Origin of the sequence: Lysinibacillus sp. BS3, from assembly GCF_039614735.1 — a bacterium.
In the GTDB taxonomy this organism is placed as follows: Bacteria; Bacillota; Bacilli; order Bacillales_A; family Planococcaceae; genus Lysinibacillus; species Lysinibacillus capsici.
In genome coordinates, this window is record NZ_CP154860.1 from 4,061,856 (window position 1) to 4,087,313 (window position 25,458).

General features: G+C 36.7%; 38 protein-coding genes and 1 tRNA gene. 34 read left to right on the forward strand and 5 right to left on the reverse strand.

Features of this window, described 5'->3' with window-relative positions:
- Positions 1 to 40 precede the first annotated feature (40 nt).
- Complete coding sequence (locus AAJG31_RS20135; RefSeq protein ID WP_279495714.1) at positions 41 to 787, reverse strand: glucose 1-dehydrogenase; 747 nt, start codon at positions 785 to 787, stop codon at positions 41 to 43.
- A gap of 221 nt (positions 788 to 1,008) precedes the next feature.
- Between AAJG31_RS20135 and AAJG31_RS20140 the strand changes: the two genes are divergently transcribed.
- Positions 1,009 to 1,082 (forward strand) — tRNA-Arg (locus tag AAJG31_RS20140).
- A gap of 94 nt (positions 1,083 to 1,176) precedes the next feature.
- Here the strand turns inward: AAJG31_RS20140 and AAJG31_RS20145 are convergent.
- The 3 genes from AAJG31_RS20145 to AAJG31_RS20155 all read right to left on the reverse strand — a co-directional run bounded on the left by AAJG31_RS20145 (position 1,177) and on the right by AAJG31_RS20155 (position 3,350).
- The gene (locus AAJG31_RS20145; RefSeq protein ID WP_279495713.1) at positions 1,177 to 2,352 is read right to left on the reverse strand and encodes a site-specific integrase; all 1,176 of its coding nucleotides are present in this window, start codon (positions 2,350 to 2,352) and stop codon (positions 1,177 to 1,179) included.
- Between the two features lies 1 nt (position 2,353).
- Positions 2,354 to 2,842, reverse strand: coding sequence for an ImmA/IrrE family metallo-endopeptidase (locus AAJG31_RS20150; RefSeq protein ID WP_279495712.1), 489 nt, complete (start codon positions 2,840 to 2,842; stop codon positions 2,354 to 2,356).
- Positions 2,843 to 2,948: 106 nt separating this feature from the next.
- Positions 2,949 to 3,350 (reverse strand): helix-turn-helix transcriptional regulator, encoded by a 402-nt coding sequence (locus AAJG31_RS20155; RefSeq protein WP_237898400.1) that lies wholly within the window; start codon positions 3,348 to 3,350, stop codon positions 2,949 to 2,951.
- A gap of 144 nt (positions 3,351 to 3,494) precedes the next feature.
- On the opposite strand from AAJG31_RS20155, the gene AAJG31_RS20160 reads away from it, so the two are divergent.
- The 24 genes from AAJG31_RS20160 (at position 3,495) to AAJG31_RS20275 (ending at position 16,924) form a co-directional block, all read left to right on the forward strand.
- Positions 3,495 to 3,716, forward strand: coding sequence for a helix-turn-helix transcriptional regulator (locus AAJG31_RS20160; RefSeq protein ID WP_237898398.1), 222 nt, complete (start codon positions 3,495 to 3,497; stop codon positions 3,714 to 3,716).
- A gap of 17 nt (positions 3,717 to 3,733) precedes the next feature.
- Positions 3,734 to 4,573 (forward strand): phage antirepressor KilAC domain-containing protein, encoded by an 840-nt coding sequence (locus AAJG31_RS20165; RefSeq protein ID WP_279495711.1) that lies wholly within the window; start codon positions 3,734 to 3,736, stop codon positions 4,571 to 4,573.
- 11 nt (positions 4,574 to 4,584) lie between these two features.
- Positions 4,585 to 5,523, forward strand: a complete 939-nt coding sequence (locus AAJG31_RS20170) for a hypothetical protein (RefSeq protein WP_279495710.1) — start codon at positions 4,585 to 4,587, stop codon at positions 5,521 to 5,523.
- Positions 5,524 to 5,563: 40 nt separating this feature from the next.
- Positions 5,564 to 5,920 carry a hypothetical protein gene (locus AAJG31_RS20175; protein WP_237898392.1) on the forward strand — a complete coding sequence of 119 codons (357 nt, stop codon included), beginning with the start codon at positions 5,564 to 5,566 and terminating at the stop codon, positions 5,918 to 5,920.
- 180 nt (positions 5,921 to 6,100) lie between these two features.
- Positions 6,101 to 6,619: a helix-turn-helix transcriptional regulator gene (locus tag AAJG31_RS20180; RefSeq protein WP_279495709.1), complete on the forward strand. Its 519-nt coding sequence runs from the start codon at positions 6,101 to 6,103 to the stop codon at positions 6,617 to 6,619.
- A complete protein-coding gene (locus AAJG31_RS20185; RefSeq protein ID WP_279495708.1) occupies positions 6,616 to 6,858 on the forward strand; it encodes a hypothetical protein in 243 nt (80 codons plus the stop codon). The genes AAJG31_RS20180 and AAJG31_RS20185 overlap by 4 nt, the downstream gene beginning before the upstream one ends.
- Before the next feature lie 281 nt (positions 6,859 to 7,139).
- Positions 7,140 to 7,370, forward strand: coding sequence for a hypothetical protein (locus tag AAJG31_RS20190; RefSeq protein WP_279495707.1), 231 nt, complete (start codon positions 7,140 to 7,142; stop codon positions 7,368 to 7,370).
- Positions 7,371 to 7,437: 67 nt separating this feature from the next.
- Positions 7,438 to 8,376 carry a lambda-exonuclease family protein gene (locus tag AAJG31_RS20195; protein ID WP_279495706.1) on the forward strand — a complete coding sequence of 313 codons (939 nt, stop codon included), beginning with the start codon at positions 7,438 to 7,440 and terminating at the stop codon, positions 8,374 to 8,376.
- A gap of 3 nt (positions 8,377 to 8,379) precedes the next feature.
- Positions 8,380 to 9,186: a recombinase RecT gene (locus tag AAJG31_RS20200; protein ID WP_279495705.1), complete on the forward strand. Its 807-nt coding sequence runs from the start codon at positions 8,380 to 8,382 to the stop codon at positions 9,184 to 9,186.
- A gap of 177 nt (positions 9,187 to 9,363) precedes the next feature.
- Entirely contained in the window at positions 9,364 to 9,729 is a 366-nt protein-coding gene (locus AAJG31_RS20205; protein ID WP_279495704.1) for a zinc-finger-containing protein, read from the forward strand.
- A gap of 21 nt (positions 9,730 to 9,750) precedes the next feature.
- A complete protein-coding gene (locus tag AAJG31_RS20210) occupies positions 9,751 to 10,056 on the forward strand; it encodes a hypothetical protein (RefSeq protein WP_279495703.1) in 306 nt (101 codons plus the stop codon).
- Between the two features lie 49 nt (positions 10,057 to 10,105).
- Entirely contained in the window at positions 10,106 to 10,516 is a 411-nt protein-coding gene (locus tag AAJG31_RS20215; RefSeq protein WP_279495702.1) for a hypothetical protein, read from the forward strand.
- A 15-nt stretch (positions 10,517 to 10,531) separates the two neighbouring features.
- Positions 10,532 to 11,806, forward strand: coding sequence for a DnaD domain protein (locus tag AAJG31_RS20220; protein ID WP_279495700.1), 1,275 nt, complete (start codon positions 10,532 to 10,534; stop codon positions 11,804 to 11,806).
- Positions 11,742 to 12,566, forward strand: coding sequence for an AFG1/ZapE family ATPase (gene zapE / locus AAJG31_RS20225; RefSeq protein ID WP_258860841.1), 825 nt, complete (start codon positions 11,742 to 11,744; stop codon positions 12,564 to 12,566). Before AAJG31_RS20220 ends, zapE begins: the two co-directional genes overlap by 65 nt.
- 32 nt (positions 12,567 to 12,598) lie before the next feature.
- Positions 12,599 to 12,790: a hypothetical protein gene (locus AAJG31_RS20230; RefSeq protein WP_279495699.1), complete on the forward strand. Its 192-nt coding sequence runs from the start codon at positions 12,599 to 12,601 to the stop codon at positions 12,788 to 12,790.
- A complete protein-coding gene (locus tag AAJG31_RS20235; protein WP_279495698.1) occupies positions 12,787 to 13,491 on the forward strand; it encodes a YopX family protein in 705 nt (234 codons plus the stop codon). The genes AAJG31_RS20230 and AAJG31_RS20235 overlap by 4 nt, the downstream gene beginning before the upstream one ends.
- Positions 13,488 to 14,222, forward strand: coding sequence for an NUMOD4 motif-containing HNH endonuclease (locus AAJG31_RS20240; protein WP_279495697.1), 735 nt, complete (start codon positions 13,488 to 13,490; stop codon positions 14,220 to 14,222). Before AAJG31_RS20235 ends, AAJG31_RS20240 begins: the two co-directional genes overlap by 4 nt.
- A complete protein-coding gene (gene ssb, locus AAJG31_RS20245) occupies positions 14,188 to 14,691 on the forward strand; it encodes a single-stranded DNA-binding protein (RefSeq protein ID WP_279495696.1) in 504 nt (167 codons plus the stop codon). Before AAJG31_RS20240 ends, ssb begins: the two co-directional genes overlap by 35 nt.
- A gap of 16 nt (positions 14,692 to 14,707) precedes the next feature.
- Positions 14,708 to 14,887 (forward strand): hypothetical protein, encoded by a 180-nt coding sequence (locus tag AAJG31_RS20250; protein ID WP_279495695.1) that lies wholly within the window; start codon positions 14,708 to 14,710, stop codon positions 14,885 to 14,887.
- Positions 14,884 to 15,207: a nucleoside triphosphate pyrophosphohydrolase family protein gene (locus AAJG31_RS20255; protein ID WP_279495694.1), complete on the forward strand. Its 324-nt coding sequence runs from the start codon at positions 14,884 to 14,886 to the stop codon at positions 15,205 to 15,207. The genes AAJG31_RS20250 and AAJG31_RS20255 overlap by 4 nt, the downstream gene beginning before the upstream one ends.
- A 14-nt stretch (positions 15,208 to 15,221) precedes the next feature.
- Complete coding sequence (locus tag AAJG31_RS20260) at positions 15,222 to 15,392, forward strand: hypothetical protein (RefSeq protein WP_279495693.1); 171 nt, start codon at positions 15,222 to 15,224, stop codon at positions 15,390 to 15,392.
- A 77-nt stretch (positions 15,393 to 15,469) separates the two neighbouring features.
- Complete coding sequence (locus tag AAJG31_RS20265) at positions 15,470 to 15,886, forward strand: RusA family crossover junction endodeoxyribonuclease (protein ID WP_279495692.1); 417 nt, start codon at positions 15,470 to 15,472, stop codon at positions 15,884 to 15,886.
- A complete protein-coding gene (locus tag AAJG31_RS20270) occupies positions 15,871 to 16,125 on the forward strand; it encodes a hypothetical protein (RefSeq protein WP_279495691.1) in 255 nt (84 codons plus the stop codon). Before AAJG31_RS20265 ends, AAJG31_RS20270 begins: the two co-directional genes overlap by 16 nt.
- Before the next feature lie 31 nt (positions 16,126 to 16,156).
- Positions 16,157 to 16,924, forward strand: coding sequence for a hypothetical protein (locus AAJG31_RS20275; protein ID WP_279495690.1), 768 nt, complete (start codon positions 16,157 to 16,159; stop codon positions 16,922 to 16,924).
- Positions 16,925 to 16,998: 74 nt separating this feature from the next.
- Here AAJG31_RS20275 and AAJG31_RS20280 read toward each other — a convergent pair whose 3' ends face one another.
- On the reverse strand, positions 16,999 to 17,241 hold the full coding sequence (locus AAJG31_RS20280) for a hypothetical protein (RefSeq protein WP_279495689.1): 243 nt from the start codon (positions 17,239 to 17,241) through the stop codon (positions 16,999 to 17,001).
- A gap of 167 nt (positions 17,242 to 17,408) precedes the next feature.
- Here AAJG31_RS20280 and AAJG31_RS20285 point away from each other — a divergent pair, with 167 nt between their 5' ends.
- The 9 genes from AAJG31_RS20285 (at position 17,409) to AAJG31_RS20325 (ending at position 25,447) form a co-directional block, all read left to right on the forward strand.
- Positions 17,409 to 17,843, forward strand: a complete 435-nt coding sequence (locus tag AAJG31_RS20285; protein ID WP_279495688.1) for a hypothetical protein — start codon at positions 17,409 to 17,411, stop codon at positions 17,841 to 17,843.
- Between the two features lie 944 nt (positions 17,844 to 18,787).
- Positions 18,788 to 18,991, forward strand: a complete 204-nt coding sequence (locus AAJG31_RS20290) for a hypothetical protein (protein ID WP_066037345.1) — start codon at positions 18,788 to 18,790, stop codon at positions 18,989 to 18,991.
- 154 nt (positions 18,992 to 19,145) lie between these two features.
- Positions 19,146 to 19,733, forward strand: coding sequence for a hypothetical protein (locus AAJG31_RS20295; RefSeq protein WP_279495687.1), 588 nt, complete (start codon positions 19,146 to 19,148; stop codon positions 19,731 to 19,733).
- 155 nt (positions 19,734 to 19,888) lie between these two features.
- A complete protein-coding gene (locus AAJG31_RS20300; protein WP_279495686.1) occupies positions 19,889 to 20,575 on the forward strand; it encodes a Cthe_2314 family HEPN domain-containing protein in 687 nt (228 codons plus the stop codon).
- A gap of 65 nt (positions 20,576 to 20,640) precedes the next feature.
- A complete protein-coding gene (locus AAJG31_RS20305; RefSeq protein ID WP_279495685.1) occupies positions 20,641 to 20,964 on the forward strand; it encodes a hypothetical protein in 324 nt (107 codons plus the stop codon).
- A 9-nt stretch (positions 20,965 to 20,973) separates the two neighbouring features.
- Positions 20,974 to 21,792, forward strand: a complete 819-nt coding sequence (gene terS / locus AAJG31_RS20310) for a phage terminase small subunit (RefSeq protein ID WP_279495684.1) — start codon at positions 20,974 to 20,976, stop codon at positions 21,790 to 21,792.
- Positions 21,792 to 23,000 (forward strand): PBSX family phage terminase large subunit, encoded by a 1,209-nt coding sequence (locus tag AAJG31_RS20315; RefSeq protein WP_279495683.1) that lies wholly within the window; start codon positions 21,792 to 21,794, stop codon positions 22,998 to 23,000. Before terS ends, AAJG31_RS20315 begins: the two co-directional genes overlap by 1 nt.
- A gap of 12 nt (positions 23,001 to 23,012) precedes the next feature.
- Positions 23,013 to 24,431 (forward strand): phage portal protein, encoded by a 1,419-nt coding sequence (locus AAJG31_RS20320; protein ID WP_279495682.1) that lies wholly within the window; start codon positions 23,013 to 23,015, stop codon positions 24,429 to 24,431.
- A complete protein-coding gene (locus AAJG31_RS20325) occupies positions 24,428 to 25,447 on the forward strand; it encodes a phage minor head protein (RefSeq protein WP_279495681.1) in 1,020 nt (339 codons plus the stop codon). The genes AAJG31_RS20320 and AAJG31_RS20325 overlap by 4 nt, the downstream gene beginning before the upstream one ends.
- Positions 25,448 to 25,458 lie beyond the last annotated feature (11 nt).

A 25,458-nucleotide genomic window follows, 5' to 3' on the forward strand; every position in this document is an offset into this window, starting at 1 on the left:
GGAGTATGAAGAACAAGAAAGAAAAGAAGAGACAACAAAATTACGCCTCATACATCATTTTCTTCGTCATGCCACCATCAACTGTAAGATTAATACCTGTCACAAAGTTATTGATCGGGTTTGTTAAATAGAGACAAGCCTGTGCAATATCTTCAGGCAGACCAACCCTTCCTGACAAATGCTGCGCATGATCGATTGGCCGTAGTGCCTCGTAATCACCTGTTTCAATCCACCCAGGTGAAATACAATTCACTGTAATTTGATCTGGCCCTAAAGATCGCGCTAAAGCATGTGTTAACGCGATGATACCACCCTTTGTAGCCGCATAAGCTTCTGTATGAGGCTCTGACATTTCAGCTCGCGTTGAGGCCAGCGAAACAATGGAACCACCCTTTGCATTATGCCGCATCACTTTTGCAGCCTCTCTGGCACAGAAAAAGGTACCCGTTAAATTCGTCTGCAACAAATCCTGCCACTCATCAAACGTCACCTCATAGGGAGATTGATGCTGGAACTTCCCAGCATTATTAATTAAAATATGAATGGTCCCATATTGCTCAACAGCTCGCTGCATTAAATGGATGATATCCTGTTCCTTTGTCACATCCGTTGGCACAAATAATGCAGAGTAGCCTTGAGCAAGCATATCCTGTTCTAACTGTTGACCTAAGCCTGCATTCAAATCAGCAATCACCACTTTTGCACCTTGTTGTGCATATGCAAGCGTAATACCCTTACCAATCCCTTGTGCACCACCTGTGACAATAACGACTAAATCTTTAAACATCCACAAACCTCCTACTTTTTTATCGCCAATAGTGTAGCAAATATTTTGCTATCCGTCCTGTTAAGAGGGTGAAGAAATGGTATAATGGATGCTGTAGCAACATATGATAAAATATATGAGGGAAACCTTGCCTGCATAGTAAAATTAATGTTGACATTATGCTATAAAGTACATATAATAAATATTGTCCTTCCTATGGAATACATAAGAAACGACATCATGTCTCAGTAGCTCAGCTGGATAGAGCAACGGCCTTCTAAGCCGTCGGTCGGGGGTTCGAATCCCTCCTGGGACGTCAAGCAAAGCCTTACAGCCACAACGGTTGTAAGGCTTTTTATTTTTATGCAAGAATGTATAATTCTTTGTTTGGTGCCCAAGAGGTGCCCAAATCATTCTTTTTCATCGAAAAGTTTATCAAAATGAGAACTAGCTCGTTGATCTGTTTCTTGTAAAAGATGTCCGTAAGTATTCATTGTAGTTGTGATATTAGAATGACCTAATCTCGACTGAATAACTTTAGGATGTTCACCAGCATGAATTAATAGGGTAGCCGAAGTATGTCTTAAATCGTGAAAACGAATTCTAGGCAAATCTGGATTCCTTTTCATAAAACGATCCCACCACTGACTTATTGAATCTGGACGATAGGGTTTACCAAACTCATTTGAGAAAAGAAAAATATGTCCTTCCCATTCTCGCTCGTCATCAGCTTCTTCTAATTGATATTTTTTTACTGCAGCAAGTGTAACTAAATCATTCATGATATTTGAAGGGATAGTCACAACTCGTTTTCTTTTACCTTTCGTCTCTTTTACAATGATTCCTTCTCCAGTTAAATTAACTAAAGCTTGTTCAATTAATAAGGTATTGTTTTCTATGTTTAAGTGTTTTTCTTCGATGGCTACTAGTTCACCTTGTCGAGCAGCGCTTACTACAGCCAGTTCAACTAACAATCGTTTTTCAGCAGTCTCTCTATTATTTAATCGCTCAAACAACAATTTAACTTGTCCCTCATTGTAGGCTTTTCCTTCTTCATATTTGAGTTTGGGTAGTTTTATATTTTTACATGGACTTTCTTCGATTAAATTCCATTCAACAGCTACATTCATAATACTAGCGAATGCTTTGTATATGTTATGGATGGTTGAGGGGGCCAGTTCACTTTCATCACCATCTAATCTACGCTTTTTCTTTTGTAAGTCACCAACAAAAAAAACTACATCCACTTTTTTAATATCTTTTAATTTCATATCGCCGAAAATAGGAAGAATACGCTTTTCTAAATGTGTACAGTTATCATGAAATGATCGTGCGCTATAATGTTGTTTTGCATAATTTTCTTTCCATCGTGGAAATAGATTATTTAGAGTGATAGATTCAATATCACTAAAATAGACATCTTTATTTTGTTTCATTTCTTCTTCGAACAGGATCAGTAATCGTAGCGCTTCTTTTTCATTTTTCGCTTCTACATTTTTTGTTTTACGAATCCGACGATTACCCCGATAACCTAAATCAGCGATAAGTTTAAATTTGTTCTTACTGATTTTCTGTACATATCCCATGTTAATAACTCCTTTCAACTAGATTACAATTCTTAAAAAAATGATTGTTAAAGTAATGATTGAGTCTCTTTTCAGCGAAGTCATATTCAACTTTGAAAAGTAGACAAATTTTAATAGTCGCCAATTCTTCATCTATAGGAAGTCTAATTTTATTTAACATAAAAGTAGGAACACAAGCTTGCAAAGCAAAATTATTCGCTTTCCATTCTTGGTACTCTCTAAATAAAGGGTGAGTTTTTGTTTGATTGCCAGAATGTGAGATTACATGGCCTAATTCATGACAAAATTCTTGCCATTGTTCTTGCTTAGATAATCTTGAATCTATAATTATTATATTGTCGTAACTTACTGAATCTGTTGGTAAGTAAATTACTGTGAAGCCAAGCTTCGGGCCAATTATCCGCGGATCTAAGTGAGAAGGTTTAGTTACCCCAATACTAGTGTATAAATCGCGAACGTAATCTTCTAAATGAGTATAAACAAACGTCATAACATCCCTCTTTTACAAACATATGTTCTTTTGATGTTAACAAAAAAATTCACCAGTGGAAAGGCGAATTTTTAAATGTCTGGAAAGTCTACATAAGAATGTAAAATCACTTCTTATTTTCTTGTTGCTTTTTCCATACCTCGTAATAAACTTCGAATTGCTCTAAAGCATCAAGCAAATTTTCGGGTTGGTTTTTAAAAAACAAATTTTCTCTAGTTAAGAAGAAATCAATAACTTCTTTTTGATATGCACTTAAATTGTTATAGTCATCGTCCGAGATACCAGCTTGTTTATGTAAAGCATTCTTGTTATCAGTTCTACCTAGTAGATAATCTACAGATACATCATAAAAGTCAGCTAATTTACTTAAGGTTTCAAAGTCAGGTTGTGTTGAAGAAGTTTCATAACGAGCATATGTTGATCTATTGATTGTAAGGCGGTCAGTTAGTTCTTTTTGAGACAAACCTTTTTCAGTTCGTAATTTTTTTAATATCTCGCCATATTTCATACAGTACGCTCCTTTCTATTCTCTCTATTATAGGTGAATTTTTTGCACAATAAATAATTTGTGAAAAAACTACACAAAATGTATTGACTGTGCAAAAAATGCACGATATACTATGTGTAAGAAATGCACAAAGGAGGTGGTGACATGTTTCCAGAAATTTTAAAGGAACAGCGAAAAGCTCTCAAATTATCCCATGAACAAGTATCAAATATGGTGGGAATTGAACGCTCTTATTACACCAAAATAGAGAATGGATTAAAACCAAGTGTAAAAGTTGCACAAGCTATTGCTAAAGTATTAGGTATTGACTGGACGATTTTTTTTATTGAATTTTGTGCAAAAAATGCACAAGAGAAAACAGCGTGATACAAGGAGGAATAACAATGAATTTAATCTTAGTTCAAAGCCGAGCATTCAATTCTGTTGTATGTGATTTATGGCAAAACGAAAATGGCGATGTGTTTATGACGCGCAAACAAATAGGTGAAGCGCTTGAATATTCAGAACCAGAAACAGCTATTCGTAAAATTCATAAGCGACACGAGGAACGTCTTGACCAATTTTCAGTACAGACCAAACTGGTCGGAACTGATGGTAAGCAATACGAAACGTTCATCTACAACGAAAAAGGTATTTACGAAGTCATCCGAAAAAGCCAACAACCAAAAGCAGATGAATTTTACGACTTCGTATACGACTTATTAGAAAGTTTGCGTAAAGGTGAATTGAAAATCGTTCAAACGCAACCACAATTACCAACTAATTACAAAGAAGCCTTATTGGCGTTAGTCAAAGAAGTTGAAAAGAACGAACAACTTGAAATCGAAAAGCAAATGTATCAGCAACAAGTAGATGATATGCAACCAATCGTAACTTACGTTGACGAAGTACTGAAATGTACTGATTTACTCCTAACTTCGCAGATTGCAGAGGATTACGGAATGAGTGCATACGCACTAAATAAATTATTAAACGAGCATGGCATTCAATACAGCTTGAATAAACAATGGTTACTGTATAGCAAGTTCAAAGGTCAAGGCTACACAAAATCTGAAACGAAAGAATACAAAAAGCCAGATGGTTCCACTGGTGTAAGACTTCATACAAAGTGGACGCAAAAAGGGCGTTTATTCCTTTACGAAACTTTAAAAGCAAAAGGCATTTTACCAACGATGGAGCGAATGAAGTTAAAGCTCATTGAAGGTAATAAACAACTAGCATAGGAGGATTAAAAATGTCTAATGTAATCAACATTAAGTATTTAGCTGTAATAAATATGATGCACCCACATTATAAGAGTGAATATTTCAGAGTTTTTGGTAAAAAACAAAATTTTTCAACGTTCGTTTCATATTGCCATGCTTATGCAAAATATTTGCTCGTACAATCCAGTTTCGATGCTTATGAAATTTTCATTGATGCGTATAACGGAGTCGTTGTTCAAGATGAAGAATATAAGTTGCATCAAGAGAATCAAAAAGAAATCTTGTTTGGTCGCAATTATAAAAATTTATTAATCTGTGATGAAAGAATTCAAATTGAAAAAGAAAATTTCCGTTTCGAAAAGGATTTAGAAAACATGATTTTTAAAGATTTCATTGATTATTACGGTGATGAAAAAAGCATTAAAAGACAAGAATACTTAGGGTTCGGAAGATCTGATATTTCGATAAACGGCCAGTTCGCTTTAGAATTGAAAATCGGCAAATCAAAGAGGAAGGACGTTTATCAAACATTTGAATATTCTTTTGACAAAAATATCAAAAGGGTTTGTTTAATTGCCAAAGAAATCAGTGACGACGTATTGAAAATAGCAGAAAAATTAAATGTTGATTGTTACAACTATTCATTCGTTAGAGAAGAAGAAACAGATTCTTATCCGATGGGCGTTTATTTCGAAAAAGTGACCAGATCAAACTCGAATCTTTTCGATGAGTATTTAGAAGATGTAGGAGGTGTAACTCTGTTCAGCTTCTATGATCCGCTGTTTGATTTCAACAAAGAGATGAAAAAATCGCTTGAAATAATAGAATCTGTTACAAGTCTAACTTCGGATTTGAATGAAAAAAGAATTGAAAAATTGTTAGTTATTTTAGAAGAAAACGGCATCGATACTTCGAAAGGTTTCCTACATGCTGCAAATGAGTATTTAAAAAAAGTTTCTAACGAATAAGATAGGCGCTATACCAGCGCTTGAGATTGGAGGCGAAACTATGAATCTAACAATAGATGAACTAAAAGAAGCGTTATTAAACGCTGAATTAGCTGATTTGTTTCAAAAAGCATATAAGCAGGGTGTAGAAGATGGCCGAGAGATAGAAAAAGCGAAATTCGAAAATTCTCTACCACCAAACTTAAAAAAAGAAGATGTAGCTAAAATATTCAATTGCGAATTACCAACAGTAGAAAAAATAATTCGCATGGATGGCTTTCCAAAGTGTTTAGCATTAAGTGCTCGTTATCCAAGAGACAAAGTATTGGCATGGAAAAACAATAATGTGTCATACATGAACTCACGTCTTGGTATCTATGTGAGTGAAAATGAAAGGCTTAGATTATTAAGAGCATAGGAGAGGCCAGGGCAAATGGCCTCAAGATAAATCAAACTACCAATCTAGTAGAAATCTAAGAGGTAGGGGCAAATCTACCTCTTAACCATTATTATACACAAATTACTGAAACTTGATGGTTGCAACCAAGTTAACTTTAGACTGAAATGTGACCTTAATTAAATAGAAAGGGTGGTAAATGTGAATGTCACTGAAAATACAGTTGGGGGAGTAATAAAAGAATTAAGGGGTGGTGAGACACAGCTAAGTCTTGGCTTAGACATTGGTGTTGGAAGGGAACGGCTTTCTCGATATGAAAATGGCCGTGCTAAAGTGCCATCGGATATTAGTAGAACACTGGTTAATCGGTTTGATAATCCGAAGCTTGCTTTAGCAGTGCAGCATGAGTATACAGGAACAGGCCCTATTTACTTGAACGGCCCAAACGTAGACCTCCATCGCTGTAGTGTGCGTGAGAAAACAATAGAAGAACTCCAAGAAGCCTTGGATGCCATAACTAGTACAAGCCTAGCAAAACCGAGTGATGCCATTGAGCACTTCGAAAGGAAAAACATCATGGACATGATTGAGGAAGCAGTCGAGGCAGCAACAGCACTGGCAAACTTTATCGCAGTAACCACTGAGCACCTTGGCATAAGCTACACAGGTGTATGGATGGACCATTATAAATATCTTCAAAAGGTAGGATTTATTAAATGAATATAGATGAACAAATTGAAAGAGAACTAGCTTGCATAGATGATCTAACAGATGTAATCAAACTACACGTAAAAGCAGGTCGTATCAACATAGCAAAACAACTAGAACGAGACCTACATAATTCACTGGATCAACTAGAAAAACTTCATAAGCGAAAAGAGTTATGGGCAACGGTTGCTGATTTAAACCAACGAGGAATACTAGTTCAGGTGGTGAAGAAACTTGCGCATCAAGCCTAGAGCGTGGCGACACATGACACTAAAGCAGAGGTTAATTTATGTACATTTCTTCTGTGATAAGAGGGTGTTGGAGAAGTTAAATGGCAATAAAAAAGCTGCTTAATCTGAGCGAAAGATTAAACAGCCATGACAACTTATATACAAATCTATTATACCACAAGTTACGACGTTTGCGAGATTTATCTCGCTCTCGTCAAGCAGCTTACAGCACCGTCTCCCTACGGTTATGCTTTGCCACTGTAAGTTGCTTGATGGGATGCCATCAGAAAGAAGGTGAGCACATGCGACAACTTATGGAAGTTGAAAATCCAATGGTGTTGGGAACGATTGAATCCGTAAATAGCGTACCTACATTTCGGTATATTGAGAGAGATTTTCGAGATATCTACGGTAGCTTAATCGTTTATAACGATGATTATATGGAGTTTTCGAATGGCGATATCGTTCATTTAGACAACATCCATACGTATTTAGAGGATAACTACAATGCGAAATTTTACACAAAAAAATAAACCACTACTCGTAATAGTGGCTTAACAAATCATTTTTACCATCATATCACGAAAGGAAGTAATTTGCATGGTTTTAGCAAAAATTACAACTGCTGATATGAGTCGCGACGAGTGGTTAGACGCTCGTCGCGCTGGTATCGGTGGGTCAGATGTTGGTGCAATTATGGGATTCAATCAATATAAAAGTGCTTATCAAGTGTTTTTAGAAAAGACTGGTCAATATCATGAGGAAGTCGATAACGAAGCTGTATATTTCGGGAATGCATTAGAAGATTTTGTAGCTCAAGAGTTTGCCAAACGAACAGGAAAAAAGGTTCGTCGATTAAATAAGATGTTAGTCCATCCAGAACATGATTTTATGCTTGCTAACCTTGATAGGGTTGTTGTTGGAGAAAGAGCAGTGCTTGAGTGTAAAACAGCTAGTGAGTACGTGAAAGATGCTTGGGAGGGTGAAGAAATTCCAGCAAGTTATTTATGCCAAGTCCATCATTATCTAGCTGTTACAGGCTTTGAAAAGGCATATATCGCTGTACTTGTTGGTGGCAATAAATTCATCTGGAAGGAAATTGAACGTGACGAGGAATTTATTCAAATTCTCATAGATCGAGAGAAAGACTTTTGGGAAAACCATGTCCTAAAAGATTTAGCTCCACCAATTGACGGCTCGGATGCTACCAATGAATTGATCAAAAAAATGTACCCTCAAGACGATGGAACGGCCATCATGCTCACGAAAGATGATGATGTATTGTTGGACGCTATTGATTCCATTTCATGCGAAATTAAAGCGTTAGAGCAGCAAAAGAAAGAGTACGAGAATCAGCTAAAGCTAAAGTTAGAAAACGCTTCAGAGGGGCACTCTCAACGTCATAAGGTGACATATAAAACAGTTGTTTCGAATCATGTTGATAGTAAGCGACTAAAAGTTGAAGTTCCAGATGTATATGAAAAATTCATTAAACCATCATCTTCACGACGACTAACTATTAAAAAATTGGAGGCTTAATAAATGGCTACTACAAATGAATTAAAAGCAAAGTCACAGAATCAAGTATCAAAGCAAGTAACGCCTGAATCATCATTAAATGCATTGTTAAAAAAGATGGGTCCTGAAATCCAACGCGCTTTACCGAAACACATGGATTCTGATCGTATCGCTCGAATTGCATTAACAGCAGTTCGAACAACACCAAAATTACTAGAGTGCGACCAAATCAGTTTTGTAGCAGCACTTATGCAATCAGCTCAACTAGGTGTTGAACCAAATACAGGGCTAGGGCAAGCGTACTTAATCCCTTACGGAAAACAGGTTCAGTTCCAGTTAGGTTATAAAGGCTTAATTGACCTAGCTGTTAGAAGTGGTCAATACAAAGCTATTTATGCCCATGAAGTGTACCAAGAAGATGAATTTTCATACTCTTACGGATTACACAAAGATTTAGTACATGTTCCTTCACAAAACCCAGAGGGCGAGCCAATCGGCTACTATGCTGTATACCACTTGAAAAACGGAGGATACGACTTTGTTTACTGGACAAGAGAACGAATTGAAAAACATGCTCACAAGTTCTCTCAAGCAGTTCAGAAGGGTTGGACAAGTCCTTGGAAGACCAATTATGACGCAATGGCCAAAAAGACAGTACTAAAAGAAGTATTAAAGTTTGCTCCTAAGTCAATTGAGCTTCAAAAGGTTGTTGAGGCTGATGAAACTATTAAAACAGAGGTTTCAAAGGATATGAGTGAAGTTATTGATGTAACTGACTATTCGGTTGTTGAAGAAGAACCAGTTCAAGAGGAAATGATTATTGAACAGTAATATACCTCACAAAGTCCTTCTGCCTGCTTGGATATTTGAGCAGGCGAAGGATAACGATGAAATCAGACGTTTGGTGCTGCAGTACATGCAACGTTACCCAAACTATCGAATTATCAAAGTGGGTGGTAGTTTTGCAGTTTGTGAGCGTGAACAGAGGTTGTTATAGGAGGTTTAGAAATGATTTGTGGCTACTGTGGTAACGAGGCTGAGTTTATGTCCAGTAAAGAATTTTATGGTCAAGATTATGGTGTGAATATGTACGTGTGTAGACCTTGTGATGCTTATGTAGGAACGCATGGAAAAGGGAAAACACCACTTGGTACATTAGCAAATAAACGATTACGTTCAATGCGAAAAACAGCTCATTCGATGTTTGATCCTTTATGGAAAGGAAAATATCGAAAAATGGGTAGGGGCAAGGCGTATCAAGTAATGCAAGAATTAATGAATTTACCACCTGAAAAGGCTCATATCGGCATGATGGATGAAGAACAATGCTATGAGCTGATTCAGAAGTTAAAGGTTTATAGGGGTCTAATTTAAAAAGTGTGGAGGGACAAATGTATGGGTATTCAACTACAACAATTCATCAGACAAAAGAAATCGGAACTTGAACAGAGTGGTAAGTATAGACACGTTTCAATCCACTCGAAAGATGCTGTAATGCTAACAGGAAATAGCATTAGTCAACAATTCTTAGCAACAGACACGCCATACTCACAACATGGTCATGAGGTTAAACCTAGTGAGGTTCCAGAAATACCATCAATGCCATTTAAGGAGAATGCAACAGAGGTGATTTTCGAGGCCATTGAGAAACGAAAACGTAATCCTAGTGATGTTAAATTCTATTTCTTGTGGATTTTGTGAATATGTCTGTGATTAAAAATTTGAATATTGAAAATATGGAGGGCGAACCATGAAAGTATTTCAACAAAACATCTTTGGTGGAGAGGATGAAATTATTTCTACTGTTCCTGTCATTGTTTTAAAGCACAAAGAAAAAGATGAACGTTATCTAGCTGCAGATATTGAAGTAGCAGATTTCAGTGATCCAGATGGTGATATCACAATGGATGATATTCAAGACGCTTTCATCATCGTTCGGAATGATCGTCAAAAGCCAGGGCAACCAGAAATAGATGAAGTAATAGCACATTCAGAGGCATACAAAGCTTACATGCTTGAAAAATTCGGTAATAGAGCTTCCATCAGTTACGATGTCGCAAAATGGCTTGAAACATATGAGCCAGTCAATATTGATATGCCAGTAGATAAGTTCAATGAGGCAGCATATGCAAATGATTGGGAGCCAGTGAAAACGTACTAGGAGGGGCGAGGGCAAATGGCTAAATTTAGATATGTTTATACATCATTATGGACAGACGGCAAAGTAATTGAAGAATTTACACCAGAAGACAAATTATTTTTCCTTTATTTATTAACAAATGAACACACGAAGCAAATCGGTGTTTATCAAATTACAAAAAAGCATATGGCATTCGAATTGGGTTATTCGCCAGAAGTAATAAATGCGTTAATGCAGCGTTTCTTGGATCACCATAAATTGATTCGCTACAACGAAGAAACAAGGGAAATTGCGATACGGAACTGGGGCCGTTACAACCTCATAAAAGCAGGTAAACCAATAATGGACTGCGTTAGACGTGAATTAGAGGATGTTAAAGATACTTCTTTATTAGAGTTTGTTGTTGGTTCAGTATCCCATGAAAGTTTGAAGCAGCTGTATACCAATGTGTTGAACGGTGCTAGTAACTATGCTGAACCATCTAAACAATCTAAACCAAAAGATTTGGACAACATTACTAAACGTGATTACATCATTTTGCGTGATGGTCAAAGATGCTTCTACACAGGGTTAAAACTTCAATTAAAAGATATTGAACTGGATCATATCAATCCTCAAGTAAACGGTGGGGGTTCAGAGATTTCAAACCTAGTAGTCTCTTACAACAAATTTAATAATTTAAAATCTGGAACAACAGATTTAAGGGAAGTGGTAGATTTCTGGAATTTAAAACATCCTGAAATTCCAGTCAATTATGAAACTGTAATTGCAAAAATAAACACTTTGAAAGAGTTTGAATACGAACGAGCAGAGGCAAATGTTTCGATAACTGTAGCTGTCAAAAACGAAATTTACGATACGTATACGTTACGTAATTATTTAAATACGATACGTGGACAAAAAGAAAAACAAACAGAAAAACAAAAACAAAAAGAAAATAAAAAAGAAAAACAAACAACAGACAGTGAAGTCGGTCAGTCGGTTTCTTCTCAATCTGATTTTGCTAGATTAGTTGAATTTACAAATCAAAACATTACACCTGTTCTTCCAACAATCGCTGAACACCTTGGTTACATCTTGGATGATTACAAAGACGTGGATTTAATCTTAGCAGCATTACAAAACGCGGTATTAAACAACGCTCGTAACAAAATTAAATATGCAGAAGGTACATTGATCAACTGGCGTAAAGACATGATCACTACTTACCAGCAATTGCGGTTGAAAATGAAGGAGGTTCAACGAGATGCAACCAATAGCCAAAGCTATGAACGACATAGTAACGAAGAATATGACGGCCTCTCACTCTAGCGAAGTATGTAGCCATTGCGGAAATGAAATCAAGGCGATTCCAGTTGAGGTCCTTGGTAGAACTCGCTGGGTGCAACCTGTATGCCAATGTGAGCAGGACATTAAAAAGGCAGAGGTTGAACGTTTGATACGAGCTAAAGAGGAAAATGAGGTACGTACTTTATTCTCTATCAGCAATATTGGTGATAAATACTTGAATGCTAGTTTTGATAATTTCTTAATGCGGCAGGGTTCTGAAAAAGCTTTCAAGGCTGCTAAATACTATGCAGAACATTTCGAAGAATTTGGTGCTGAATCTCTCTTGTTGTGGGGCGATGTAGGGAATGGTAAAACTCATTTAGCTGCAGCAGTACACAATTATTTAACTGCTCGAGGTAAGGTAATAGTTTTCATATCAATGCCAGAGTTACTAAGCAAAATCAAAGCTACCTTCAATCGCAACAATAACGAGAGTGAACAACAAATCATGAAAGCATTAATGATTTGTGACTTGTTGATTATCGACGACTTAGGGGCAGAAAAAATAAGTGATTGGGTGCTAGAAACTATGTTCCAAATATTTGATGGCCGTAGTCGTAGAAAAAAACCTATTCTAGCAACATCAAATCTCAATCCAAAAGATTTACCAGAGCAAATAGGCAAGAGGATACCTGATAGATTAATCGAAATGTCGCAACCAGTTAAAAATGAGGCTACTAGTTTTCGAAGAGAAATCGCTAAAGGTCGCTTGAGTAAATTCAATGCAATTTTAAATCAGTGAGGGGCAACAGCCCCTTGATGGAGGGTGAAGGGATGATAAATGAACAATTTTTAATAGACCAAATCATTTTGTATTTAGGGCAGTTTCAGCGCTTCGGAGGCAAACAAAACGAAACCATGGCTTATAAACGTTTGGAGCAATTGAGAGCCTTGGTAGGGCTTAAAGATGCTGATGAGGCTACGGATTATCTTATTTCACGAATGGAAGGGGCGATGGCTGCATGAGTAGAGAGATTAAGTTTCGGGCGTGGGATGCGAAGAAAATGAAAATTCGCGCAGGATGTAAAGGGTTTTATAAGCAAAATGGATATGTACTAGCAAAAGCACCATATCACCCATACGCAAATAAAAGAGGTTACGTTCCTTTGCATAGGTTGGTTATGGAGAATTACCTGGGACGTTATTTAACACCTAGAAAAGAGCTTGTTCATCATATAGATGGAGACCGTTCGAATAATAATATTCAAAATTTAAAATTAACAACACCTAGCGAACATTACATTGAAGAGCATTTTAAAGCTAGAAATCCAAATGGCCAATTTGTTGCTGAAGAAGAGATTTTCAGTGAAATGAAATTCAGGTTATACGATCGAGATAAAAATATTGTGCAAATTTACACCTTAAAAGAATTGATGTCTAAGACTTACAGACGGGCTAAATTTAAGTTTAGAGGGCGATGGACAGGCTTAAAAGATAAGTACGGCAAGGAGATATATGAAGGTGACATACTGGAGCTATACATTCCGAATTGGGCAGATTGTGACGATGTTCAACGATTTGTAATAAATGAATATTGTCCTGATGTTTCTTATTTACAAGCTGTTGTTAAACATTGTGAGGAATGTTTATTGGATGGTGAAAACGATTATATCGAAGTCGTCGGCAACATATACGAAAACCCTGAACTACTGGAGGTAACAGCATGACATTAACTGAACAACTGGCATTTCATTTTGAAGATGATGAGATTTGGAAACCTGTTGTTGGTTATGAAGGGCTGTATGAAGTTAGTAATAGAGGGCAAGTTCGATCCCTGGATAGGCCAGTTTATAGAGGTGACAAATTTCATTGTTATATGAAGGGTCGAGTATTAAAACAATCTAAAACAACTACGGGTTATCAAAAAGTGGAGTTAGTGAAACCTGGACAAAAAAGTAAATCTCTTAAAGTACATCGGTTAGTAGCATTTGCTTTCATACCAATCATTGAAGGAAAGAATTTGGTTAACCATATAGACTCTAATCCTATTAACAACAATGTAGAAAACTTGGAATGGTGTACACATTCAGAAAATCTTGTTCATGCATATCGTTCAGGCGAAAGAGATTGGTCTATTAAAAATAAAGAAGAGTTGATAATTCAGACCTATTTAGAAGACAGAAACATTGGTTGCAATACAATTGCGAAGCAAATAGGGTGTGATGGCAAAACAATCAAAAGGCTGCTTGAACAACATGGAATACAAATACGAAGCAATAAAGATGTTAGAACCAAGGTTCCTTATGAGGTATTAGAAACGGAATTCAAAAATGGTTCGAGAAATATTGATATTGCTAAGAAATATAGCATCAGTACAACAACGGTAAAGAGGTACAAAAGAGAATATAAGGAGGGATTAAAAGTTGAATCAAACGCAGCTTATCGGAAGGCTAACTAAAGATCCCGAGATTTCGTACACTCAATCAGGTATTGCAAGAGCACGTTTTACGTTAGCTGTTAATCGAACTTTCAAAAATCAGAATAACGAGAATGAAGCTGACTTTATCCAGATTGAAGCATGGAGAAAAACTGCTGAAAATGCTGCTAACTACTTAAAGAAAGGTAGTTTAACAGGGATAACAGGATCTATACGCACTGGTTCGTATGAGAGAGACGGGCAAAGAATCTATTTTACGAACGTTGTAGCAGACAGTATCCAATTCTTAGAGCCGAAAAACGGCACAGGAGGCTCACAGGGCGCATCAAACTACGAATCTAGTACAAATACAGGTGGACAGTATCAAGGCAGTTCACAGGGGCAATATGGCGGTAATAACAATCAACCGAGTTATATGCAGGGTAATGAAGATCCGTTTGCAAATTCAAAGGCACCGATTGATGTTAACTCGGATGATCTGCCTTTCTAAGAAGGAGTGATTACTGATGATAACAAAACGACCTACGAAGAAAATCATTGGAGCTAAGACGCGAGATAAGCTTGAAAAGCAAATTAAAGCTGAAAGACAGAACCATTGGTATCCAACCAGTGATATTAAATTCTTTGAATATGAAGCAAGACCATATCAAGTGCTATTACGATTCGGAAAAGGGGCAGCTAAATGAACTTAAATGAGTATCAATTGTTAGCAACGAGAACAGCAGCTAAACATGATAATGAACTAGTTAATTATGGTCTAGGTATCGCAGGTGAGGCTGGAGAGGTTGCAGATTTAATTAAAAAAGCTATGTTCCATGGTCATGTTATTGATCATGTGGAGGTTAAGAAAGAATTAGGTGATGTTATGTGGTATCTAGCAAATATCGCTAGATTGGCAGGTTTGTCATTAGATGAAATTGCAGAAGCCAATATCGAGAAATTAAAAAAGCGCTATCCAGATGGATTTAGTACTGAGGCAAGCATTAATCGAGCAGAAAATGAGTGAAGGTTGGTGAAGTAATGGGTGAAATAGAAGTAGAAATTTATGGCTGCAATAAATGTGAAAGCTTAACCATGGTAGAGTGCAACAAAGAATTAAGATGCTGCGCAGTATGTGGTGAAGTGTGGGATTCCGAAAATCTTTATGTAGGTGGTTCAGGAACAGTAACAAATATAGTAGAGAACGGTTAATTCATACACGCTGCTGGTAGAACGGCATTAGATTGTTTTATCAGCAGACTTCTAAGAGTGCTGACAGGAGGGCAAACATGAACATACTCACATTTGAAATACCAGGAGATGTGCAGGCACAACAACGACCACGAGTAACACAAAATGGCACATTTGATCCGAAGGAATCCAAAGACTACAAATCATTTGTAAGATTAGTAGCTTCACAAGTAGCGCCAGAAACCCTAATAACAGAAGATATAAAGCTAACTATCGATGTTTATCGTAAGATACCAAAAGCTATCAGCAATAGCAAGAAAAAGCTACAGCAGGCGTTAAATGGTGAGTTACGACCAACAACTAAACCAGACATCGACAATCTGGCAAAAGGCATTAAAGATGGTCTAAGTAAGGTTATATGGCGTGATGATAGCCAAGTGACAGAGTTAGTTGCTCGTAAGTGGTATTCGGATAACCCAAGGGCAGAGGTGACGATTGAATGGCACCAAAAGTAGAGAGTCGATACATCTTATTCACTGGTGAGGTTCATGAATCGGTTAAGTTTGATTTCACCATACAACAGATCGGAAGCTTCATAGCTATGTGGAATCAAGGATATCCAATTAATGAGATAGCTCAGAAGCTTAATGCGAGTAAGGTGAGTGTGGCTTTAATTCCTATGGACCTTGAAATGGCAGGAAGGATTGGGCCAAGAGCTGGTGGATTGTTAGGAAAGAGGAAAGTGGTTAGTTGAAAATTAGTGTGAAGATAATGAGGTGATTAAAATGACAAATAAAATTGTAATTTGGGCATTGTTTGATAGTGGAAATGGATCCTATGAAAAAGGCGCAAAAAGATTTAAGGAAATTGAAATATTTCCTATAGGATTGGATATTGAACAAAAAAACAACCATTTTATTAACCTGGACTTAGCAGATTATAGTTATTTATTTGGTGACAATAAACTTTGGTCAACATTGGATTTGTTACCGAAACCTGATGCAATTATTGCTAGTCCGCCATGTGAAAGTTGGTCAGTGGCAAGTGCAATGGCGAATGGAAATGCCTGTTGGAAACAAGAACAAGGCGATTCGTTATTTTCTCCACAAATACCGTTGTCACGTTTTACAGTGAGGGATTACAAGGACTATGAAGATTATCAGTTCAAGCCTGAGAAGTCTTTTATTAATCGAATAAATGGAGAACTGTGTGCGTTTAATTTAATTCAAATTATCAAGCGTTACCAGCCAAAATACTACATTATTGAAAACCCTGCAACGAGTAGAATTTGGGATTACTTTGATAGGGTGCTAGGTTTCAACATTCCCTACGATAACAAAACATTTTATAACAATTATGATTATCCACTAAAAAAGCCAACGAAATTTAAAAGTAACCTGCATTTGAACCTAAAACAGGAAAGTACACAAGGAGAAATCGAGTGGAATAACTATAGCAAAAAGTATAACGAACGTTCGAATATACCTATGAAACTAGTAGAAGCGATATTCGAGAGAATCATAGTAGAACATTCGCAGAAATTAGCGATGTAGTCACTAAACAATATGAGTAATTTAATTAAAAAAGGGCATCTGCAAATTATTAATTTTGCAGATGCCAATAAAGATCATACAGATTCTATAGGACCTAAAATATCATTTAAACGTTTGGCAAATTCCTTATCCTCTTTTATTGCATCTAGTAATTCTGATTGGTCTGAAATAATTGCTAAATTAGCTTTGATGAAACGTTTATAAAAGCGATAATCTAAACCGTGTGCATTACAAAAATGTTCAAGATATCCTGATTCTTCGTAATTTTTTAATAATCTAATGGTATTTAGGAGTCTACCCCATCCTACTATCGACATAATGAAAACACCTCCTTATATAAATTTAAGGATAGTTTTCACAGAAAAATAAAATTTATGCATATAAAAAAGCCGCAGCGTCGTCACACGCTACAGCTCGAATTGGTTTATGCCCTTTTAAGACAATCTAGTAAAAGTAGTATATCACAACTTAGGAGGGCAAACCTATGTTAAAAGGGCAAACAGCAGTTACAAAAGAGGATTTACTACAATGGATTGAGAATTATCGATGGATGGTTGAAACGATTGAGGAAGCAAGGCAGCCAGTAGCGAAAGCTGATATCAATAGCTACATTGGGGCTAAAACGGCTATGTATGGGATTGAGGCGACATTACCAAAGGCTAGTGGTGGTACAAGTGATCCAGTGTATACAGAAGTACAACGTCGTGTATATTCGTTAAATTATCGTATTAAGGAATATGAGCAAAAGATTGCAGAGGTTCAAAAACGTATTCCTCTTGTAACTGGAGACAGAGAGGTGGAAGTACTTCATAGATTGCTGGATGGTGATAGTATGCGTGCTATTGGTAAGCATATGAGATTATCTAGCACGACCATTTTTAGAGTGAGAAATAATATTTTAAGTCAGATGATGAAGTAGCCAATGGGCTACTTCTTTTTAATAACATTTATTCAAAAATCGGGGCCAGATTGTTGAATAACAATTAAGGTCACCAAAGGACGCTTTAGGAGCTTTTTTGTTAATGGTATAATATATTTAAAATTCCTTTATTAGGGTTGTTTGCGCGAGAGCTATACTGTCAATAGATTGTCTTGAAGGAGAAGTGATTTTAAATGAATAGACGAAAATTGTATTGGGTATTACTTGTTCCTAGTGTTCTTATATATATTGTAACTTTAATTTTATTGCCTGAAAGTAAAAAGAATTATTCTGTATTTTTAATTCTCTTATTTTGGATTGTTTATTATGGTGTTATTAAAATAAATGATTTGAAAAACAAACGAAGAAAATTATAGGACATTTAATTGAAAAACCGATCTTCCACAATCAGGCGCGATTGTGGAACGAAAGAAACAAATGAAACAGATGTAACAAAAGGAACAAATGTAAAACATGTAGCATGTTTTGTGAAATAAAAAATCCATTGTAAACTGGGAGGCAGGACGGCGCGGTAAGCTTTTCCTCTCTTGGTATTTATAAAAACCTAAATATTAGGGAAAGACAGACCGACGACCGACCCGCGCTCCATAAATTTGTTCGGAGCAAGACATACATGGCCGGCCCATATTTTTTAAGAGATTAGGTATCTTAATTAATATAAAAGGCTAATAAAAACTGAAGGAGTGGTTTATATGTGAACTTCGTCCACTTTCCATTTAATTCAGTCAAACTTACTAAAACAAACTTACTACAGGTTCAAAGTGCACGGAAATGCACTATAAAACTAGAACATAATTCGTTACAAAATAACGTGGTGTCGCTCTACCACGAGTCGGAAAAGAGCACTCGACAATTTACCACAATATCTAAGCTTTCATCTTCGGATGGAGGCTTTTAATTATGCATGCGAAAGGAGAAAACAAATGAAACCACAAATTGAAAACAACTTTATGTACCACGCACCAAAAGAGGGACAACCAGCAAAGTATGAGGCTATTCGTGAGAAGGCGAAAGAGCTTGCTTACCTTATCGATGAAGAATGTCCTAACAGCCGTGAGAAGTCAGTTGCTATGACTAACCTTGAAACTGCTGTTATGTGGGCCAACGCTTCAATTGCACGTAATTAAGAGCCCTTCACAGGGCTTTTCTTTTGCTTTGAAAACTGCATCAAACAGCCAAAACGCTACGAGTTGAGAGGGTAGAGTTTGATGTGGTTTTGATAGCAAAAAGTTGTTACATAGTTTTCTACATCTAGCTTATCATTACTTATGGGTGATAAAAGTGAGTAAAAGAATATTTGAATGGTTTATTCTAATTTGGACTAGTTTAATGGTTTTACTAATTTCCGGTTGGATAATGATGGAATTCTATGGCTGGAAGGATACTATAGTTGCTGCAATAATCGCTTTTTTTGGAGCAATATTTGGAGGTGCAATTACTTATATTGGAGTTAATAGAACTCTGAAACATCGAGATAGAGAAATATTCTTTAGCAATGCCACAGAAAAACTAATGATTTTTAGTGTATTAATAGATACTTATAGTAAGTACCTTAATAAGATGTATATATACGAAAATTTATTACAGCTTGGCGAAGAAAGTATGACCAAAAATGTTTTAGAAACTATAAAAGAACTTCATCAACAATTAATAAATGACAGAGAATATATGTATAAGAGTATGGATTATGATGCTATTGAAATTGTAGAATACCACAAAAAATCTATTGGAAGATACATTGTTACTGAAAAAATAAACAAACATACAGCTGAAATACTTATTGGTGATGTTCGTGACATTTATGCAATTTTTGATAATAGTAAAAGGATATTTGAAGAAGAGTATAGAAAATTTAGAAAAAACGTTTAACGCATCCTTCGGGGTGTTTTTCTTTTGCCCTGAAAAGTGAGTATCGAGCAGTTTCCTCCCCTTTGACTGCCAGGGCAACGGCACTTACTTTTGAGAGCAAAAAGTTATTACATATATTTCATCTGCTAGGTTATGATTGGGTGGGAGGGATATATATGGTTAATGTAAACAATTATCAAATTTTACTAAGTGAAGAAGAATGGAATGATCTCGACTTAGAGATTGGTAATAATTTAGAAGAAATGTCTTTTGAGGTATCGCAAAGTAAATACAATCTTTTAGAAATGAATAACGGGAAAATGTCAGTTGATCACTGGAAAAACGAATTCAATCAAAAGATGCTCTCAATAAGTATTAACTATGGTTATGTATATGTATATTTTAAAAAACTTGATGGATATGATATTTATCAAAAGAAGGATCTAGAAAAAATAGCTTATCATTACTGGTTTAGTTATGAAGTAGAAAGTTTATTATATAGATTATTCACTTTGGTAGATAACTTAGTTCATATTATCAACGTGAAATATCAACTTGAAATAGAAGAAAATTTACAATTTAGAAAGAATGTTTTAAGTGCTTTAGAAAGTAAAAACAAAGATTTGTTTGATTGTTTTAAAGATGCAATTAAAGATGATAGATATGTAACAGCACAGGATGTAAGAAATAGTTTTACACATAACCACTCACCTTTAAGTATGACTTCTGGTTTTGTAAAACAAGGACAGACTATAACAATTTCAAAAGGTAAGTATAGTAAACCTGTGGAAATACTTGGTTGTATAGATGAATTCATTAATTTATTAAAAGAAATAACAAAGGAATGTAATAAGCATTTATAATTCTCTAAACCACCTAGTAGGTGGTTTTTATTTTTTAGAGCAATTAGCATAATGGGGTGATGCCATTGGACATCGTAGTAACGATTCCTAAGAGTGAATATGTAAATGATAATAAAGAAACTACTGTTTATGAACAAGGTGGATATGAACAGTTCTGGCAACTATCCAGACAACCTAAAAAGCTAAACATTGGTGATAGAGTGTATTTCGTAAAAAACGGATATATTGAGTCATCAATGAAAGTAATACAAATCGAAACAAAGGCGACTGCGTCATGTGAGGTAACTAATCGCACATGGAATGGTTGTCTTATTTTTATGGATGATTTAAGGCAAGAACGCTTAGAACAAGTAAGAGGCTTCCAAGGCTTCAGGTATAGGTGGTGGTGATTATGAGATATGGCTAGAGCGAGAGACCCGAATCGAGATAAAGCATTTGAAATTTACAAAGAACACAACGGTGATATTACAAATCGAGCAATAGCTGAAAAGTTAGGTGTTCCAGAAAAAACAATTGGCTCATGGAAATCAAAATCTAAAGACAATTGGAACGAGAAATTAAATGGAGTACTCCAAACAGACGAACGGAGTACTCCGATAAAAAGTGTTAAGAGAGAAAGAGGCGCTCCTATTGGTAATGCTAACGCAAAAGGTAATCGAGGTAATAAAAACGCGTCAGCTCCAAAACAAAACTCAAATGCTCTCACTCACGGATTCTTTCAAAAGTTCTTACCAGAAGAAACGCTCGAAATAATGGAAGCAATGAATGAGCGTTCTCCAGCCGATTTAATTTGGGACCAAATACAAATACAGTATGCTGCAATCATAAGGGCTCAACGAATTATGCACGTCGAATCTAAAGATGAAATAATTAAAGAGCTCAAGAAAGCGAAATACGATTACTATCCACGTTCTAAAGAGGATGGCGGAGGCGTCGAAAAGGCTGTAACAGAAGAAGAATATGAGTTTCAATTCGCATGGGAACGACAGGCACAACTACTCACTGCTCAATCGAGAGCAATTGGGGAGTTGCGTTCTTCTATTCGTCAGTTTGTTGAGATGGCTGATCAGGATGATGAGCGTAGGTTGAAGCTAGAGCAGATGCAGTTAGGTATCGATAAAACAAAACTAGAAATCGAAAAGATTCAATCTGGAGATACAACAACTCAAGAAAGCGAAATTGCAAAGATGCTGCGTAAAATGGCAGGTGAGGAATAATGGCAGAGCTTACACCCAAACAGAAAGAGGTTATGGACTGCTTTATTCATGAAAAACCTAAAATATTGGCTGCTAGTGGTGCCAAGAGGGCAGGTAAGACATTTATTCTTATACTGCTTTTTTTAATGCATATTGCTAAGTTTGAAAACCAAGGGCTATCTTTTATTATCGGTGGGTCCACACAAGCGAGTATTCGTCGTAATGTGCTTGATGATATGGAGGCTATTCTAGGCAAAGAATTAAAGTTGGATAAAACCAATGCAGTCCGTGTGTTTGGTAATAAGGTGTATTGCTTTGACGGTACTAATGCGGATGCATGGAAAAAGGCTCGTGGTTTTACAGCAGCAGGTGGATTTTTGAATGAAGGCACCGCATTACATGACATGTTTGTTAAAGAGGTAATCTCACGATGTTCATATCCAGGAGCTCAAATCCTCTTAGATACTAACCCAGAAAATCCAGCACATCCAGTTAAGACAGACATTATCGATAAAGATGGTCAGTTACTTGAAAGTGGAAGATTAAATATCAAGGTATTTCATTTCACTTTGTTTGATAACATCTTTCTGGATCCGGAATACGTGGAGTCAATTATTGCTTCTACACCATCTGGAATGTTTACAGATCGTGATATTCACGGTTTATGGGTGTCGGCAGAAGGAATTATATATAAAGACTTTAATAAGGACCGAAACTACATTTCTAGCAAAGAGTTCGAAAAAATCAACATTGTTAAATACTTTGCTGCTGTTGACTGGGGCTATGAGCACTTTGGGGCAATCGGGGTATTTGCAGAAGATGAGAATGGAATTGTTTATTTATGTGAAGAACATGCCAAACAGCACCAAGAAATTGATTACTGGGTAGACATCGCTAAGGACATCAAAAAACGTTATGGCAATATCAATTTCTATTGTGATTCAGCGCGACCTGAGCATGTTCAACGCTTTAGACGCGAAGGATTAAGGGCAATTAATGCAATTAAAAAAGTAATAGCAGGAATTGAGGAAGTCGCCAAGATGTTTAAAATAGGGCGGCTTTTTATCGTTGAAGATAAAGTGAAAAGGTTTAAGGGTGAAATCCACCAATACGCATGGAATGGTACTACTGGAGAACCAATTAAGTTATGGGATGACGTATTGGATGTGATACGTTATGGAATCTATACACATTATCAGAAGGCAATTCTAAAAGGGAAGAACCGATAAGGAGGTGGTGCAGTGAACGAATACATTGCTTATATTAATGAGAAAGGTGTTACTCCTTTATTACTTAATAAGCTAGTAGATGAGACAAAGGCTGAACGAAACAAACGACTACTAAACTACAACCGGTATAAAGCTGAAATTTCAGCAGTCCCGATTTTAACACGTAAACCGACTGATTACGCTCAAGGTAATGACCATGTTGTTCGTGTTGACGATAAGGTGAATAACACTTTAAATAATCCACTAGATGCTGAAATAGTAGATACCAAGGTTGGCTACATGTTCGGTAATCCAATTTCATACGTAGTAGACAAACAAGCTCAAGGCCTTGATAAATTATCTGAGGCGATTGAGCTTTTTAATTTGCGTAATTCTGTTGATGATCTTGATAGTGAGTCAGGGAAGAAAACAGCTATTTGTGGCTATTCAGCACGACTACTTTACATTGATACTGATGGAAATGAACGGGTTACGACCATTGATCCATGGGAAACAATTATCCTATCGGAAACAGCAGACGTTAGTGAACCTAAATATGCTATGCGATATTTTAAAAGCGCAGCACTAGATGCTGAGGGTGAGAAAGTAGAGATTGAGCAGCTGGTGTTCTATGATGCTACAACTGAAAAACTCTACACACGTACTGATGCCGATTCACCTTTTGTTTTGAAAGATGAACGGAAGCACTTATTTGACTATTGCCCTTTATTCGGTGTTCCAAATAACGAGGAGTTGCAGGGCGATGCAGATAAGGTGTACAACCTCATCGACGCTTATGATAGAACTTTATCTGATGCTTCAAACGAAATCGAACAGTTCCGATTGTCCTATCTAGTACTTAAAGGTATGGGGATGGATGACGAAGATGCAAAGAAGGTTGCTCGAACAGGTATCTTTGAGCTGATGGGTGAGAATGACGACATTAAATATCTAACCAAAGATGTTAACGACCAAATGATCGAGAACCATCTGGATCGCTTAGAAGAGAACATCATGCGCCTAGCTAAGAGTGTAAATTTCAGCGATGAATCGTTTGCAGGTAATGCAAGTGGCGTAGCTATGAAATACAAATTAATGGCACTTGAGAACAAATGTAAGACGATGGAGCGAAAGTTCACGACTGCTCTTCGGTACCAATTTAAAGTGCTATGTAGTGCATGGGCCAAGAAAGGTATTTGCTCAAAGGATGACTACTTGAAAGTTTGGTATGAATACAAACGCAACATTCCTATTGATTTACTGTCCGAGGCACAAGCTTCACAAGCGTTAAAAGGATTGGTATCAGAGCGTACTCGCCTTTCTAAGTTGTCTGTTGTTGATGATGTGGAGTATGAACTTGAAGAAATGCAGAAGGATGAACAACTGTTTGGTAATGGGCTTGAACCTTTGAATGAGGATGACGCTGACCTAAAAGAAGTTGATGTCTCATGAATCAACAGGAAATCAATCGTATCTTAGATGATTTAGAAGCCAAGGCTGAAAAAGACATTGAGGTTGTGTTTGCACGACGTTTAAAGTCTATTCTTGCCCAAATGTTAGACATGCATCGGAAGTTTGGCAGAAACGGTGAGGCTACTTGGACAGATGTTAATAAGTACAACAGATTCAACCAAGAAATGCGAATGATTGCTAAAGAACTTAATGCTGATTACAAAGAGATTATTAAACTCATACAAGCTTCAGAGGAACGTCTTTACATCGAGAGATACTTATTGATGGCTTATCTCTTGCAACAGTCTACAGGCGAGGAAATGGGCTTTAAAATACCATCTGCTGAGGTGATTCAAGCAGCGTTAACTAATCCTGTTGAGTTTTTGACGTTGCCAAAGATATTCGAGGCACATAGAAACGACATTATCAGGCGGTTAAACATTGAGATAGCACAGAGCCTACAAGCAGGAGAGAGTTACACTGACATGGCTATCAGGATTGAAAACGCTATGGGATGGACAAGGAAGAAAGCTATTCTCGTTGCACGTACAGAAGGTGGCCGTGTGAGATCTCAGGTTGATTTAGCCATTGAGGAACAAGCAAGTAAAACAGCAAGGCTTACTAAGGTGTGGATGTCATCACTTGATACAAGGGTTCGTAAGTCTCATAGAAAGCTAGATGGTCAGAAAGCTGATAAAGAGGGCTACTACCATTTCGGCAAGTGGAAATCAAAAGCACCGAGGTTATGGGGCATTTCTTCAATGGATATCCAGTGTCGTTGCCACACGATTTACATGGTCAATGGCAAGTTACCGGAATACAGGAGAGGCCGAGACTACATGGATGATGCGTACCAAAAGAAATTGGCTGCTCGTATTGATGCTTATATGTCTGATTTAGGATTGTCCTACAGACAGGCTTTTAACAAAGCGTACAAACTGGTGAAACCACCTAGTGTTACAATTCCGTTCATGAGTTATAAAGAGTGGAGAAAACAATTCAGTGGAGAGGAGTAAAAGCAAAAGGT

Bases quoted from the DNA above. Each gene is read 5' to 3' on its own strand.
- AAJG31_RS20160 (WP_237898398.1), top strand. From the start codon at position 3,495: ATGTTTCCAGAAATTTTAAAGGAACAGCGAAAAGCTCTCAAATTATCC.
- AAJG31_RS20230 (WP_279495699.1), top strand. From the start codon at position 12,599: ATGATAAATGAACAATTTTTAATAGACCAAATCATTTTGTATTTAGGG.
- AAJG31_RS20255 (WP_279495694.1), top strand. From the start codon at position 14,884: ATGAACTTAAATGAGTATCAATTGTTAGCAACGAGAACAGCAGCTAAA.
- AAJG31_RS20200 (WP_279495705.1), top strand. From the start codon at position 8,380: ATGGCTACTACAAATGAATTAAAAGCAAAGTCACAGAATCAAGTATCA.
- AAJG31_RS20135 (WP_279495714.1), bottom strand. From the start codon at position 787: ATGTTTAAAGATTTAGTCGTTATTGTCACAGGTGGTGCACAAGGGATT.
- AAJG31_RS20300 (WP_279495686.1), top strand. From the start codon at position 19,889: ATGGTTAATGTAAACAATTATCAAATTTTACTAAGTGAAGAAGAATGG.
- AAJG31_RS20175 (WP_237898392.1), top strand. From the start codon at position 5,564: ATGAATCTAACAATAGATGAACTAAAAGAAGCGTTATTAAACGCTGAA.
- AAJG31_RS20250 (WP_279495695.1), top strand. From the start codon at position 14,708: ATGATAACAAAACGACCTACGAAGAAAATCATTGGAGCTAAGACGCGA.
- AAJG31_RS20285 (WP_279495688.1), top strand. From the start codon at position 17,409: ATGTTAAAAGGGCAAACAGCAGTTACAAAAGAGGATTTACTACAATGG.
- AAJG31_RS20150 (WP_279495712.1), bottom strand. From the start codon at position 2,842: ATGACGTTTGTTTATACTCATTTAGAAGATTACGTTCGCGATTTATAC.
- AAJG31_RS20270 (WP_279495691.1), top strand. From the start codon at position 15,871: ATGGCACCAAAAGTAGAGAGTCGATACATCTTATTCACTGGTGAGGTT.
- AAJG31_RS20215 (WP_279495702.1), top strand. From the start codon at position 10,106: ATGAAAGTATTTCAACAAAACATCTTTGGTGGAGAGGATGAAATTATT.
- zapE (WP_258860841.1), top strand. From the start codon at position 11,742: ATGCAACCAATAGCCAAAGCTATGAACGACATAGTAACGAAGAATATG.
- AAJG31_RS20265 (WP_279495692.1), top strand. From the start codon at position 15,470: ATGAACATACTCACATTTGAAATACCAGGAGATGTGCAGGCACAACAA.
- AAJG31_RS20145 (WP_279495713.1), bottom strand. From the start codon at position 2,352: ATGGGATATGTACAGAAAATCAGTAAGAACAAATTTAAACTTATCGCT.
- terS (WP_279495684.1), top strand. From the start codon at position 20,974: ATGGCTAGAGCGAGAGACCCGAATCGAGATAAAGCATTTGAAATTTAC.
- AAJG31_RS20195 (WP_279495706.1), top strand. From the start codon at position 7,438: ATGGTTTTAGCAAAAATTACAACTGCTGATATGAGTCGCGACGAGTGG.
- AAJG31_RS20240 (WP_279495697.1), top strand. From the start codon at position 13,488: ATGACATTAACTGAACAACTGGCATTTCATTTTGAAGATGATGAGATT.
- AAJG31_RS20205 (WP_279495704.1), top strand. From the start codon at position 9,364: ATGATTTGTGGCTACTGTGGTAACGAGGCTGAGTTTATGTCCAGTAAA.
- AAJG31_RS20185 (WP_279495708.1), top strand. From the start codon at position 6,616: ATGAATATAGATGAACAAATTGAAAGAGAACTAGCTTGCATAGATGAT.
- AAJG31_RS20220 (WP_279495700.1), top strand. From the start codon at position 10,532: ATGGCTAAATTTAGATATGTTTATACATCATTATGGACAGACGGCAAA.
- AAJG31_RS20325 (WP_279495681.1), top strand. From the start codon at position 24,428: ATGAATCAACAGGAAATCAATCGTATCTTAGATGATTTAGAAGCCAAG.
- AAJG31_RS20235 (WP_279495698.1), top strand. From the start codon at position 12,787: ATGAGTAGAGAGATTAAGTTTCGGGCGTGGGATGCGAAGAAAATGAAA.
- AAJG31_RS20170 (WP_279495710.1), top strand. From the start codon at position 4,585: ATGTCTAATGTAATCAACATTAAGTATTTAGCTGTAATAAATATGATG.
- AAJG31_RS20260 (WP_279495693.1), top strand. From the start codon at position 15,222: ATGGGTGAAATAGAAGTAGAAATTTATGGCTGCAATAAATGTGAAAGC.
- AAJG31_RS20290 (WP_066037345.1), top strand. From the start codon at position 18,788: ATGAAACCACAAATTGAAAACAACTTTATGTACCACGCACCAAAAGAG.
- AAJG31_RS20275 (WP_279495690.1), top strand. From the start codon at position 16,157: ATGACAAATAAAATTGTAATTTGGGCATTGTTTGATAGTGGAAATGGA.
- AAJG31_RS20165 (WP_279495711.1), top strand. From the start codon at position 3,734: ATGAATTTAATCTTAGTTCAAAGCCGAGCATTCAATTCTGTTGTATGT.
- AAJG31_RS20315 (WP_279495683.1), top strand. From the start codon at position 21,792: ATGGCAGAGCTTACACCCAAACAGAAAGAGGTTATGGACTGCTTTATT.
- AAJG31_RS20280 (WP_279495689.1), bottom strand. From the start codon at position 17,241: ATGTCGATAGTAGGATGGGGTAGACTCCTAAATACCATTAGATTATTA.
- AAJG31_RS20210 (WP_279495703.1), top strand. From the start codon at position 9,751: ATGGGTATTCAACTACAACAATTCATCAGACAAAAGAAATCGGAACTT.
- AAJG31_RS20190 (WP_279495707.1), top strand. From the start codon at position 7,140: ATGCGACAACTTATGGAAGTTGAAAATCCAATGGTGTTGGGAACGATT.
- AAJG31_RS20155 (WP_237898400.1), bottom strand. From the start codon at position 3,350: ATGAAATATGGCGAGATATTAAAAAAATTACGAACTGAAAAAGGTTTG.